General features: G+C 56.5%; 12 protein-coding genes. 6 read left to right on the top strand and 6 right to left on the bottom strand.

The annotated features are described in order from the left end of the window. Nucleotides 1–337 precede the first annotated feature (337 nt). The 4 genes from Q0X47_RS01035 to tpx all read left to right on the top strand — a co-directional run bounded on the left by Q0X47_RS01035 (nucleotide 338) and on the right by tpx (nucleotide 4,414). Nucleotides 338–1,636, top strand: coding sequence for a hypothetical protein (locus Q0X47_RS01035; protein WP_297721717.1), 1,299 nt, complete (start codon nucleotides 338–340; stop codon nucleotides 1,634–1,636). Between the two features lie 232 nt (nucleotides 1,637–1,868). Next, nucleotides 1,869–3,365, top strand: coding sequence for an inorganic phosphate transporter (locus tag Q0X47_RS01030; RefSeq protein ID WP_297721715.1), 1,497 nt, complete (start codon nucleotides 1,869–1,871; stop codon nucleotides 3,363–3,365). An 18-nt stretch (nucleotides 3,366–3,383) separates the two neighbouring features. Then, a complete protein-coding gene (locus Q0X47_RS01025; RefSeq protein WP_297721712.1) occupies nucleotides 3,384–3,671 on the top strand; it encodes a hypothetical protein in 288 nt (95 codons plus the stop codon). A gap of 245 nt (nucleotides 3,672–3,916) precedes the next feature. Continuing rightward, nucleotides 3,917–4,414 (top strand): thiol peroxidase, encoded by a 498-nt coding sequence (tpx, locus tag Q0X47_RS01020; protein ID WP_297721709.1) that lies wholly within the window; start codon nucleotides 3,917–3,919, stop codon nucleotides 4,412–4,414. A 49-nt stretch (nucleotides 4,415–4,463) separates the two neighbouring features. Here tpx and Q0X47_RS01015 read toward each other — a convergent pair whose 3' ends face one another. From Q0X47_RS01015 to infC, 4 genes are read right to left on the bottom strand one after another with little or no spacing between them, the layout of a single operon-like run. Then, nucleotides 4,464–5,288, bottom strand: coding sequence for an RNA methyltransferase (locus tag Q0X47_RS01015; protein ID WP_297721707.1), 825 nt, complete (start codon nucleotides 5,286–5,288; stop codon nucleotides 4,464–4,466). 28 nt (nucleotides 5,289–5,316) lie between these two features. Continuing rightward, the gene (gene rplT, locus Q0X47_RS01010) at nucleotides 5,317–5,700 is read right to left on the bottom strand and encodes a 50S ribosomal protein L20 (RefSeq protein ID WP_282921720.1); all 384 of its coding nucleotides are present in this window, start codon (nucleotides 5,698–5,700) and stop codon (nucleotides 5,317–5,319) included. A 19-nt stretch (nucleotides 5,701–5,719) separates the two neighbouring features. Further along, nucleotides 5,720–5,914: a 50S ribosomal protein L35 gene (gene rpmI / locus Q0X47_RS01005; RefSeq protein WP_004006656.1), complete on the bottom strand. Its 195-nt coding sequence runs from the start codon at nucleotides 5,912–5,914 to the stop codon at nucleotides 5,720–5,722. 1 nt (nucleotide 5,915) lies between these two features. Then, on the bottom strand, nucleotides 5,916–6,956 hold the full coding sequence (gene infC, locus Q0X47_RS01000) for a translation initiation factor IF-3 (protein WP_297721889.1): 1,041 nt from the start codon (nucleotides 6,954–6,956) through the stop codon (nucleotides 5,916–5,918). Between the two features lie 442 nt (nucleotides 6,957–7,398). On the opposite strand from infC, the gene Q0X47_RS00995 reads away from it, so the two are divergent. Together Q0X47_RS00995 and Q0X47_RS00990 are read left to right on the top strand one after the other, a co-directional pair. Beyond that, complete coding sequence (locus Q0X47_RS00995; RefSeq protein ID WP_297721705.1) at nucleotides 7,399–10,101, top strand: sodium-translocating pyrophosphatase; 2,703 nt, start codon at nucleotides 7,399–7,401, stop codon at nucleotides 10,099–10,101. A 2-nt stretch (nucleotides 10,102–10,103) separates the two neighbouring features. Continuing rightward, nucleotides 10,104–11,168, top strand: coding sequence for a glycosyltransferase family 1 protein (locus Q0X47_RS00990; protein ID WP_297721703.1), 1,065 nt, complete (start codon nucleotides 10,104–10,106; stop codon nucleotides 11,166–11,168). Between the two features lie 122 nt (nucleotides 11,169–11,290). Here the strand turns inward: Q0X47_RS00990 and Q0X47_RS00985 are convergent, their stop codons facing one another. Together Q0X47_RS00985 and Q0X47_RS00980 are read right to left on the bottom strand one after the other, a co-directional pair. Then, complete coding sequence (locus Q0X47_RS00985) at nucleotides 11,291–11,728, bottom strand: putative toxin-antitoxin system toxin component, PIN family (protein WP_297721701.1); 438 nt, start codon at nucleotides 11,726–11,728, stop codon at nucleotides 11,291–11,293. Further along, complete coding sequence (locus Q0X47_RS00980) at nucleotides 11,718–12,005, bottom strand: type II toxin-antitoxin system Phd/YefM family antitoxin (protein WP_297721699.1); 288 nt, start codon at nucleotides 12,003–12,005, stop codon at nucleotides 11,718–11,720. The genes Q0X47_RS00985 and Q0X47_RS00980 overlap by 11 nt, the downstream gene beginning before the upstream one ends. Between the last annotated feature and the right edge of the window lie 35 nt (nucleotides 12,006–12,040).

The raw sequence follows: 12,040 nt of genomic DNA, 5'->3' as shown, positions 1-12,040 counted from the left end.
ATTATATGTTCTCATACAGTTGTATTCATCTCCTAAAGTGCCTTAAAACTTGGTAAATCCGCAGGTCAATAAGTATTTTGTGGCCATTTAAGGCGATTAGGCTCCCCCGCGTAGATTTTTCGCAAAAATCGGATTTGCGCCTCTTTCTGACTGTGATTTTTCCGCATTATTTAGCGGTTTATTCGCTCCATCCCGAACATTTAACAGGCAAATTTGTCTGAATTTTTCCTGAACGTAGCCTGGTGATAATCTCTCCGTAAGCTGGGTGCGCAGCGACAGGGTCGTCTCTGGCTCTGAACATTCAGCGGTGAATATAGCAACTACGTATGGAGAAAACATGAAAGTAAAACACATTTTCGCCTCTGTGGCGGGCGCAGCATTATTGGGCGGTGCCTTCTTAGTTCCGGCTCATGCCGACTCTTTCCAGGACTTCACTCCGGAAACAGTTCAGAATAACGACAAGCTACCCGTGGTCAACACCTACCGGGCAAACAACTTCCTGAAGGCGAACGTTTTGAACGCCTACCCGGTGTGCAACGCCGGCGAGGATCTGCGTACAGTCATCTACAAAGTCTCGACCAACTTCGAGCCTAAAGGTACGATTTCCACCACCAACCGCACCAACGCTCCGGTGCCGCTGACCCAGACTCTGTCAAAGACCGAGTCAATTAGCTTCACTTACCACAGCGACTTGAACGCGGGTGTCAGCGCCACCGCTTCGACAAACACACCCGCAGGTCAGGGCCCCAACGCTTCCATCACCGCTTCCCTGGCCAAGACTATCGGCTACTCCATCTCTTACTCCCTGTCCTACACCGCTGGTCAACAGATTGGCCCTTACCAGGTTCCTGCCGGCAACACTGGTGAAGCCACCTACGGCTTCCGTACCATCACCATGACCGGCACCCAGCAGGCTTGCAAGCCTAACGGGACTTGGGGCCATGCTTTCGCCTGGACTTCCAAGGCTCCGGTTAAGAACGAAGTTGTCGTCAAGATGTACGCCACGCCGGACGGCGCTCTGGGCGGCAACGGCGACACCAACGCTTCTCAGGACGCGGGATACCCCCACCCCACGGAAAAGTTCGTGGCCTCTACCGAGCTGAAGCCCGTTGATCCGGACGCCGTAAACGACGGCAAGCTCGACTTGGCTCCCTTCCTCACGGTTTCTACCGCTAAGGCTGCCGGTTACGCCGGTACTGTAGCGCTGCGTGTCAAGAACGTGGGTACCGAAAACTACTATGGCGAGTTCCCGACGGTGTCTTTCTTGGTGAAGGTTCACCAGGTTTCCGGCCCGCAGGGCGTTGACCGTCGCATCACCACCGGCCGGTTCAAGGGTTCTACCGTTGAGGATTTGGGCTTCGATCGCGCCTCCTCCACGCGCACCTTCCGCGTCACGATGTCTAACCTGATCAAGCCCCAGCAGGAGATGCTGCTCGCTAACTTCAACTTCGGCGATGGCTACATTGGCAGCGCGAACGGCAAGGACAAGCGCTTGCAGAACTGGATTGAGGTTTCTCAGCTGGGCCGCTTGGCGAAAGATGTTTCTATCAGCAATGACCGTTACCTGGATTCCCGCACCTTGGGTGTCACCCTGACTGATGGCCGCAAAGCCAAAGCAAATCTGGGCGTTTTCTAAGCCTGCCTGTATGTAAAAATTTGCTTAGAAAATAATCTTTTGGGGAGGTTCGCCACGGCGAGCCTCCCCAAAAGATTTTTAACAGAAATCCCGCCCAGAATTTACACGCATTTAACATCCGTGCAATGTTCAGTTAACAGTCAAAAGGTAGAGTTTCTCTGGTTGCCGGGCGCGAGCCGCAGGCCTAATACGACGGCTTGAGCCTCCGACAGTCACACTCACAATCCTAAGGATGCTAATTTTGGAAATTACTGCCACTATCGTGCTTGCAATCGTCATCATTACAGCACTGTCTTTCGACTTCACCAACGGCTTCCACGACACCGCCAACGCTATGGCCACTTCGATCTCAACCGGCGCCCTCAAGCCCTTCCAGGCGGTGGCGATTTCTGCCGGTTTGAACATGATCGGGGCGTTCCTCTCCGTGAACGTCGCTGCTACGGTCGCCAGCGGCATCGTTGATTTGAGTTCCTATGACCTCACCAACCAAGCCGAGGGTATCAACCTGTTGATGGTGGTGTTTTGCGCCCTGATAGGAGCCATTATCTGGAACCTGTTTACGTGGCTGCTGGGGCTGCCTTCCAGTTCCTCTCACGCTTTGTTCGGCGGCATGATTGGCGCGGCGTTCGCGGCGATGGGCGCCGGGGGCGTGGAATGGAGCTCTATCTTAGGCAAGATTGTGATTCCTGCCGTGGCCTCGCCCCTGATTGCAGCCGGCGTGTCCGCCACCGCGACCGCCTTGGTCTACTGGATTACGAACACGATTCCAAAAGAGCGGAAAGCCTCACACTTCCGTCACGGCCAAGTCATCACGGCGTGCCTGGTCTCGCTGGCGCACGGCGCGGGCGATGCCCAGAAGACTATGGGCGTGATTTTCCTGGCTCTCATCGCGACCGGTAACGCAACCGCGGAGGATCGTATCCCCGTCCTGGTCATCTTGGCGTGCGCCGTAGCTATTGCGGCAGGGACGCTCTCCGGCGGCTGGCGGGTTATCCGCACCTTGGGTAAGGGCCTGGTCGACCTGGAGCCTCCCCAGGGCATGGCTGCAGAAGCGACTTCCGCGGCTATCATTCTGACCTCGGCTGCTGGGGGGATGGCTTTGTCCACCACTCACGTGACCACCGGAGCCATCTTGGGCACAGGATTGGGCAAGAAGGGCGCCACCGTGCGCTGGGGGGTCGCCATGCGTATGGCCTCCGCTTGGGTCATTACTCTGCCCTGCGCCGGTGTGGTCGGCTATGCGACCTGGTGGATTGCCGCTTTGGCGGGTCGGGCGCACCCCATAGTCGGAGCGCTGCTTGACCTGGCCATCCTGCTGTTTATGGTCGCTCTCATCGTGCTGCGTTCGCGCAAGAATTCCGTGAGTGCCAAGAACGTGAACGAAGAGTGGGATCCGAACGCCGAGTCGATTGATTCTTCGCTACAAACCGCGGCAAACCGCGAGGTTGACGTGAATCTGCGTGAGGACATCGACGAAATCATGCAACAGGGCTTGGACAAAGCCGCCGAAGCCGCCCTGGTTACCTCGCAGTCGCGAGCCGACCGAATTGTCGAGCTGAGACGTCAGCGCGATGACCTGATTGAGCAGCTGCGCAAACTCGATCGCGAACTCGAGGAAGTGCTCTTTTCAGATGAGCATCTGAAGGGCGAACGTAGTATTCCCGTCGCGGCCGGCGCTGGCGCGAGTAAAACGGTTGCCGCCACTGCTTCGGAATCACCGGATAAGTAACCTCTGAAAGGAAGAAAAATGACTGTCGACATGGCTTGGGCAATCGTTCGAGTGGCCGCTTTGGCACTCATTTTTGGAGCCGGGATTCCCATGCTCTATGCCTTGGGAATGCGCGCTCATGCCGGGGACCCCATTCGTGATGAAACCGGTGAAATCATTGCCGACACCGAGCCGACGCCGCAGATGCGAGCGTTGGGCTGGGCTGTCTACGGTTCCCTGGTGGTCATCATCGTGGCTGCTATCGTCTGGGTGGCAAAAGACTCCATAGAGTTCTACACTGGATGGGCACCCTTTGGGGCGAAGTAAATACTTTCTGAAAAATTCGACACCAGTTGCCTCGGTTTCCTGCCGAGGCAACTACCTTTTTAGACTCCTGTCCCCGAATTAGGGGTCTGTTCCGGGCATGTCGGGAGCGGGAGGTTAGAAATCGGGGATGAAACCGGGGTTGGTGGTCATATATGCCAGCCACCCCGATTTAATCGCCGATTTCGATCGCTTAGTCTCGCTGCGGTTTCAACCTGACCGGGAAAAGACGCTGTTAGGATAGGGATATGGCTACAACTCACTTGCAAGGTAATCCCGTAAATACTGTTGGTTCGCTGCCCGCGGTGGGCTCCCCCTCCCCGGACTTCGTGACCGTGAAACAGGACTTGTCTGAAGCGAAACTATCAGATTTCCGCGGCAAGACTGTGCTCCTCAACATTTTCCCCTCCATTGATACTGGGGTTTGTGCCGCCTCAGTGCGGCGTTTCAACGCCGAAGCCGCCCAGCTCGACGGGGTGGAAGTCGTCTGTGTTTCGCGCGACCTGCCTTTCGCTTTGGGACGTTTTTGCGCCGCAGAAGGCATTGACCACGTCACCACCACTTCGGCGTTCCGTTCCAGTTTCGGCCAGGATTACGGTGTCCAGTTAGCCGACTCCCCGATGGCCGGATTGTTCGCTCGTTCCATCGTGATTATTGATCCGAACGGTGTGGTGAAATACACCCAGCTGGTCGACGAAATCACCACGGATCCTGACTTTGAATCTGCCCTAAAAGCACTGGGCTAGACTCCCCTTTTTTTTGTTGCGTTTCAGCGGCTACCGTGAAAACCACCGGTTACAGCCGCTGCGCCGCCGCGCTCAGCCACAGGCACAAGGTCGCCGCGGACGTCACGTTTAGGGACTCGGCACGGCCAAACATGGGAATAGACACCAACACATCGCACCAGGATTCTTCGGTTGGGTCCAGTCCGTGCGCTTCGTTGCCCATGACCCAAGCGACTTTCTTGTCGCTCCAGGTCGCGGCTGTAACCGGGGTCAGCATGACGTCGCCGGATAGGGACGTGCCCACAATGGTCCACCCTTCGGCTCGCAGAGCCACCACTACGGCTTCTAAATCCTGAAACCGCGGCGTGGGAACATGAAACACACTGCCCACCGAAGCGCGAATAACTTTCGGACTGGTTGCGTCGGCACAGTCTTGCCCCATAAACACCGTCGATGCCCCACAAGCGTCAGCCAGTCGAATCAGTGTCCCCGCATTGCCCGGGTCTTGAGTAGCGGGCAAAATCAAAGCCAGCGTCCCCTCTGGTGAGGCCGGCACAGACGGAAAAGCCTCGAAACGCGACACCGCAATCCACCCTTGTGCAGCATCACTCAAGGCCTTCTCGACCTGGGGAGAAATCACATGAACGTGCAGCCCCCCTGCGGATGCGGTTGACTGCGCGAGACTCAGCAGCTCCGGGCGGGCCTCGGCTCCCACCTCGGTCACAAATAAATCTGTGACCGCCTGGGGAGCGCTGCGCAGCAGCTCAGTGACCGCTTGGGGACCTTCCACCCGGGTCAGACCTGAACGTAGGCGTGCGGAACGCCGCGAAAGCCCCGCCACCTTCCGGATGCGTTCGCTTCCGGGGTTGTCGAGGATTTCGCGGCGTTGAACCATAAAATTTTCGATTGCTAAACGCTGGGCTTTAGGCAGCCGCGGGAGCGTTCACATCTTTGGGCAGAGCAGCCTGAGCAGCCTTAACCAATTCGTTGAAAGCCGCAATGTCGCTAACTGCCAGTTCCGCCAGCATCCGACGATCGACCTCAATACCCGCCAAACGCAGACCCTGCATGAAGCGGTTGTAGGTCATGCCCTGGGCGCGGCAAGCCGCATTGATACGGGTAATCCACAGCCGACGGAAGTCGCCCTTGCGCGCCTTGCGGTCGCGGTAGTTATACACAAAACTGTGGGTGACCTGTTCCTTAGCCTTACGGTACAGGCGAGAACGCTGGCCGCGGTAACCCTCGGCCCGTTCCAGAGTGGTGCGGCGTTTCTTGTGAGCGTTTACTGCGCGCTTAACACGTGCCATGATTAATCTCCTTTTTCCTTTACTTACCCAACAGTTTCTTCATGCGTTTCACGTCAGCGGGAGCCACGACCTGGTCTTGGCTGAGGCGACGGGTCCGCCGAGACGACTTGTGTTCCAGCAGGTGGCGCTTGTTAGTCTGTTCGCGCATCAGCTTGCCAGAGCCAGTAACACGAATCCGCTTTTTAGTCCCAGAATGGGTTTTATTCTTTGGCATATTATTTCTCCTCTTTCTTAAGCGGGGCCTTCTTGGTGGCCGGTTTATCGGTTTTGCCCGCGGTTGTCTTGGGGGCAGCTTTCTTAGTGGTGCCAGTGGTTCTCCGAGTAGGAGTCTTGGCACTGGTGGCAGCAGGCTTGTCGGCCGCCGTAGCAGATTTCGCAGCCGTCTTTGCAGCGGTCTTTGCAGTTGTTTTCCGAGCCGGTGCCTTTCGCGTGGCCGGTTTTGCATCAGCTTCCGGGCTGTGGTCGGCATCAGCCGCAGGTTTAGCCGCTGGTGCCGAGGTTTTCGACGCGGTAGGGCTGGCGGGTTTCTTTCGTGCCGGCGATTTTGCAGCCGACTTCGCGGCGGGAGGCTCAGGAGCCTTCGGGGCCGCGGCGGCTAGGCTGCCGGAACCGAGCTGATCGAAAGTCAACGGCTTCAAAACCGGGGCGTTCGCTTGTTGAGCCACCCGCTGCTGGTTGCGCAAAGCCCGTTCCGCCTTGGCGTCACGCTTCGCCTGACGTTCATCTTCGCGACGCTTGCGCTGTTGGCTCACGGCGTCAGTCTTTTTCTTAACCGGGCCAATCACCATAGTCATGGAACGGCCGTCCTGCCGGGGGGCAGACTCAACGACACCGTCATGAGCAATATCCTCAGCCAAGCGTTCCAAAAGTTTGATGCCCATTTCAGGGCGGCTCTGTTCCCGTCCCCGGAACTTAATCATGATTTTGACTTTGTCGCCACCATCAAGGAAACGCAGAATGTGGCCTTTTTTCACCTCGTAGTCGTGGTCGTCAATCTTAAGCCCCAAGCGGATTTCTTTCAGTTGGGTACTGGCCTGATTCCGACGCTGATCGCGAGCCTTTTGCGCGGCTTCGTACTTGTATTTGCCGTAATCCATCAGTTTGCACACCGGAGGATGCGCTTCAGGGGCGACTTCCACCAGGTCCAGACCGGCGTCATCGGCCAAGGCGATAGCCTTTAGGGTTGCCACCACTCCGATTTGTTCGCCGTTGACACCAACCAGGCGCACTTCTGGCACCCGAATTTGGTCATTAATCCTTACGTCAGTAATGAGGACTCCTTGCTTGTAACCACGCCGCGAACCGAAACATACACAAAGTTATCCCGCGTCTGTGGCATAAAAAGCACAGCCGAGCGCTTTAGACCGTAACCCAAGACGTACCGTTTCCGTAAGGAAACTGCACCGGGTGGAGGTGGGAAAACTTTCCGCTTGTTTCGGCATACAGCCGAACAGAGTAGATTCTAGCCTATCCGCGGGATTTTCGCACATTTCGTGTTTCCAAAGCATCTCGAAACCAAAGCAGCAACGGGACCACCCAAGGGTCGCCTAAAAAAACTACGAACACAACCGGGCTTGTGACTGCCGAGGTTGACATTGTCAGGCACAACCCAAGCTCACCCCTAAAAGCCCCAAAAATCGAGGAGATGCCGCCTAAAATTACAGGTAAGGTAACGACCTAGGGAAACGAGGCTGACCGATGATTCCTGACCTAAAGGCTCTGGCTGCAAGCTTCGCGGGGGTACTCCCGCAGACTGGTGCGAGACAGGGAGACGGACCCGGCGGCGGCGAGGCAAACCTGATACTTCCCGATTTGTCCCTCGCCAACATACACGGCATAGCTGGTACCAGCTTGCTGATTCTCGGCATGGTAGTGTGCCTCGCCGGTCTGGTGTTTGGCATAGTGACGTTCTTTAAACTCCGCAGCCTGCCGGTGCATCAATCCATGCTGGACGTCGCCGAACTCATTTACTCCACCTGCAAAGCCTACTTGGTGAAACAGGGTAAGTTCCTGTTGCTGCTGTGGGCTTTCATCACGGTCATCATTCTCATTTATTACAAAGTGTTGGTGGGCTTTAGTTGGGGCAAAGTCGGGATTGTGGTGTTATTTAGCCTGCTGGGGATGGGCGGTTCGTTTGCCGTGGCCTGGTTTGGCATTCGGGTCAACACTTTCGCTAACGCCCGGGCGGCTTTTGCTTCGTTGCGCGGCAAGCCCTATCCCGTCCACCAGATTCCACTGCAGGCCGGTATGTCCATCGGAACCGTACTGATTTCCCTCGAACTGTTCATGATGCTGGTTATTCTGGTGTTCCTGCCCGCTGACGTGGCCGGTTCGTGTTTCATCGGTTTTGCTATCGGGGAGTCACTAGGGGCGTCCGCGCTGCGTATCGCGGGGGGTATCTTTACCAAGATTGCCGATATCGGCGCGGACCTCATGAAGATCGTGTTCAAAATCGATGAGGACGATCCGCGTAACCCCGGGGTTATCGCTGACTGCACCGGAGACAATGCCGGAGATTCGGTAGGGCCTTCCGCTGATGGCTTTGAAACTTATGGCGTTACCGGCGTGGCTCTGGTGACTTACGTCATTCTGGCAGTGCCGGACATTTCTATTCAGGCACTGCTGCTGGTGTGGATCTTTACGGTACGCGCGGCAATGATTCTCGGTGCGGCACTGGCCTACACCATCAACGCCATGTGGGTCAAGGGGCGTTACGGGGATGCGAAACGCATGAACTTTGAAACCCCGCTGACGACGTTGGTCTGGTTGACTTCGATTCTGTGCATCGTGCTGATTTTCCTGGTGACTTTCTTTGTGATGGGTGAACAAGGCAACTACCTGTGGCTGAAACTGGCGACCATCATTACCTGCGGGACCCTCGCGGGAGCTTTAATTCCCGAACTGGTGAAAGTATTTACCTCTACCAAAGCGCGTTTCGTGCGGGAAACCGTGAAATCCTCTCGTGAGGGCGGTGCCTCATTGAACATTTTGTCCGGTATGGTTGCCGGCAACATGTCCGGATACTGGCTGGGAATTACGATTGTGGGTCTGATGGGAATCGCTTTCCTGATTTCCCTGCTGATACCGGAATCTCTGATGGCAGCTCCGGCAGTATTCGCCTTTGGCCTGGTAGCTTTCGGTTTCTTGGGAATGGGCCCGGTGACCATCGCCGTTGACTCCTACGGTCCGGTCACCGACAATGCCCAATCCGTCTATGAACTTTCACGTATCGAATCGGTCGAGAACATCGAAGCCGAGCTAATGGCTGACTACACTATTAAGCCCGCTTGGGACACCGCGAAACTCATGCTGGAGGACAACGACGGGGCGGGCAATACGTTTAAAGCCACGGCAAAGCCGGTTCTCATCGGCACCGCCGTGGTGGGCGCCACCACCATGATTTTCTCTATCATCATGACGCTTACGAATCGTTTGCAGGACGCACAAGCCGTGGGCAACCTTTCACTGCTTCACGCTCCGTTCCTGCTGGGATTGATTACTGGGGGCGCCGTCATTTACTGGTTCTCCGGGGCCTCCATTCAGGCCGTAACGACCGGGGCCAACCGCGCTGTGGCCTTTATCAAAGACAATATCCGCCTCGATGCCAGCAGCGAACGGGCCTCCGAAAAGGACAGCCGCGCGGTCGTCGAGATTTGTACGCAGTACGCCCAACAGGGCATGCTGCTTATCTTCCTGGCGGTGTTCTTTGCCACACTGTCTTTCGCGTTTGTTGAGCCGTTCTTTTTCATCGGCTACCTGATCTCTATCGCTATTTTTGGCCTCTACCAGGCTATATTCATGGCTAACGCCGGCGGGGCTTGGGACAACGCGAAGAAAGTCGTGGAAGTTGATTTGCACATGAAAGGCACCGAACTGCACGACGCGACCATCGTCGGGGATACGGTCGGCGACCCGTTCAAAGACACGTCCTCGGTGGCTCTGAACCCGATCATCAAATTCACCACCCTGTTCGGCCTGCTGGCTGTGGAATTGGCGGTGAGCTTGACGAACCAGGGTCAGGCACGCTTGGTGCATATCCTAGCCGGGGTCTTTTTCGTGGCTTCAGCGTACTTCGTGTGGTGCAGTTTCTATCAGATGCGTATTCGCGGCGCCTCTCGTGACGCCATGCACGACCACGAACCTCCGGTAGACACGGCTTTGAACGGAATCCCCAGTGTGAAAGACCGGGTCACCCGGCCGGCAATAAAGATTGCACCGCGCCCCGGCGGTATCGAAGCCCCCATTGACGCAGCCGCGCTAGACGAGATTCTCGACTCTTCACCGACGGATGCCGGCACCGACCTTCTGAACCAAGTTCCCGACCTAGAACTCACGAACGAACCATCGCAAAGCAATCCCCCGCAGCCGCCCGACCTGACTGCGGAACGGAAAGGGGAATAACCATGAAACTGGCAATCAAGTGGGACAATGCCAAAGTTGACGAAACCGGCCGAGTGGCCGGACACTCCGCCGGCGACACCCTGGTGCGACGGATTTTGCGCAACTTTCCCGACTCTATCCTGATTGGTGGCCCCGCCCGCCGCGCCGAAAACTTCAGCGTGGCTCCCATTGAGATGCTCGACCCGAACGACACGGCGGTCATCAACATGGACGTCATCGACTCGCCGCGATTGTGGCAAAAAATGCATAACGCCGGGGCGGAAAAACCACACATCATGAACTTCATGTGGTGGTCGCCTCGGGAAATGACGACCGTGGAGGGCATCGCCTCCATGGCCCTGTCCTGTGCCCTGTTCCCCACTTTTGCCAACTCGGAACGCACCGCGATGGAAGTCCGGGAGATTGCCGAAAAATGGACCGTGAAACCGCTGCATGAACAGATGCAGCTGGGGTGGGTAAACCTGGGATTCCGCCTGGCTCATGTCCGTCCGCGGGTAGAGACGGAGATTCCGGTCGTGCTCTATCCCTCGATTTATCTTTCGGCAAAGAAGCGCCCGGATATTTTCTTGGACGTGGTCAACTGGGTACACCGCCAGATTCCGCTGCGGGTCGAGATGCGTCTGCACGAAACCCACCTGGTCAGCGAAGCCGCCATGAAGTTTTCCCATCGCGACTGGATTTGGGTGGGACCTTTGACCGCCACGCGCCAATCCTACTGGGAGGCTCTGGCACATACGACCGCTTTCCTGGCGACCACCGAGGAAGAATCCTACGGCATCGAGTACGTGGAAGCCTTGGGAGCGGGAGTTATAGGCATCTTTCCTGACCTCGAATGGGCACACGCCCTGGTGCCGGCGGACTACCCATTTTTCTATCGGTCGGTGGAAGAAGCCAAGAATATGCTGTGGCAGGTCCTGGTTAAACCTACGGAGGCTCGGAAGAAAATGGACGCGGCAGCCGGCGGTTCGATTCAACAGTGGATTGGTGAACACCACTCGGACGATGTCTTTGACGAGGCCCTGATTCAACACGTCGTGGACTGGCTAGGCGATATTCCCCACGCTTAACGTCTTTCACAAGGGCGGTGGGGAGCGCTGGCAGTGCTAGCGTCCCGTGTCGGGTTCCCTAGCGTTCCCACTCGCCTCCCTGGTAACGTCACGTCACCGGGCGCGGGGAAAACCTTGAGATTCTAAAGATTACAGGCATCCAAAAACTCCCGGACGGTAGTGGCGAAAGGCACACCCGGAAAGTGCTTCAGGTTACCCGTCACCAGCGGGCATCCCACCGCAGCGGCGACTTCGACGAAGGCAATGTCATCCTGATCGGGGAATTGGGCGCGGTCAAAGCCAGTGACGCGTTCGATATTCGCGGGTTCCACAATCAACCAGCCCTTCTGGCGGATTTCCTCGAGAACCACGTCAATTTCCTCAGGCTCGAACAGGAATTTCGGACGATGCAGAACCGCGGTGTACTCCCTCATCATCCTGGCGTCGTAGCAAGGTTTCAACGTGCCCATCTGGCCCAAATAATCAAGCAGCTTCCTGGGAGCGCCAAGATTTGACCACAAAGCGGACACCAGAATATTCGTATCGATGACCACGAGACGACCGGCAGTCTCAGGTTTCATCGTGCATCTCTCTGCGGGTAGCGGCGATTTCAGCCTCGATTTCCTGCTCAGTCAGGAAATTCATCGATTCCGCGCGAGCCCGCATTCTTTGCAAGGCATTATTGAACCGAAACTGACGGTATGCCCATTGCGTTTCTTCGAGCGTCCGGCCGTTGACCTCAATCATCAGCGCAGCCGGTTTGCCGTTTTTGGTTATGACCACCGACCCATCGCTCTCTAAGTCATCCCACAGCGCTTTCGGAGTTGTGCGCAGTTCCCGTGCCGTATAGAAATTCATCACAACCTCCTTTGGTACCTCTAAGTGTACCGATT

Source organism: uncultured Mobiluncus sp. (assembly GCF_947254095.1).
In the GTDB taxonomy this organism is placed as follows: domain Bacteria; phylum Actinomycetota; class Actinomycetes; order Actinomycetales; family Actinomycetaceae; genus Mobiluncus.
The sequence above is the reverse complement of the archived record's forward strand: the minus strand, read 5'-3'. Positions and strand labels throughout refer to the sequence as shown.

What these genes read in the sequence shown, in the direction of transcription:
- rplT (WP_282921720.1), bottom strand. Translation starts at nt 5,700, where the DNA reads ATGGCACGTGTTAAGCGCGCAGTAAACGCTCACAAGAAACGCCGCACC.
- Q0X47_RS00980 (WP_297721699.1), bottom strand. Translation starts at nt 12,005, where the DNA reads ATGAATTTCTATACGGCACGGGAACTGCGCACAACTCCGAAAGCGCTG.
- Q0X47_RS01025 (WP_297721712.1), top strand. Translation starts at nt 3,384, where the DNA reads ATGACTGTCGACATGGCTTGGGCAATCGTTCGAGTGGCCGCTTTGGCA.
- Q0X47_RS01015 (WP_297721707.1), bottom strand. Translation starts at nt 5,288, where the DNA reads ATGGTTCAACGCCGCGAAATCCTCGACAACCCCGGAAGCGAACGCATC.
- Q0X47_RS00990 (WP_297721703.1), top strand. Translation starts at nt 10,104, where the DNA reads ATGAAACTGGCAATCAAGTGGGACAATGCCAAAGTTGACGAAACCGGC.
- rpmI (WP_004006656.1), bottom strand. Translation starts at nt 5,914, where the DNA reads ATGCCAAAGAATAAAACCCATTCTGGGACTAAAAAGCGGATTCGTGTT.
- Q0X47_RS01030 (WP_297721715.1), top strand. Translation starts at nt 1,869, where the DNA reads ATGCTAATTTTGGAAATTACTGCCACTATCGTGCTTGCAATCGTCATC.
- Q0X47_RS00985 (WP_297721701.1), bottom strand. Translation starts at nt 11,728, where the DNA reads ATGAAACCTGAGACTGCCGGTCGTCTCGTGGTCATCGATACGAATATT.
- Q0X47_RS01035 (WP_297721717.1), top strand. Translation starts at nt 338, where the DNA reads ATGAAAGTAAAACACATTTTCGCCTCTGTGGCGGGCGCAGCATTATTG.
- tpx (WP_297721709.1), top strand. Translation starts at nt 3,917, where the DNA reads ATGGCTACAACTCACTTGCAAGGTAATCCCGTAAATACTGTTGGTTCG.
- Q0X47_RS00995 (WP_297721705.1), top strand. Translation starts at nt 7,399, where the DNA reads ATGATTCCTGACCTAAAGGCTCTGGCTGCAAGCTTCGCGGGGGTACTC.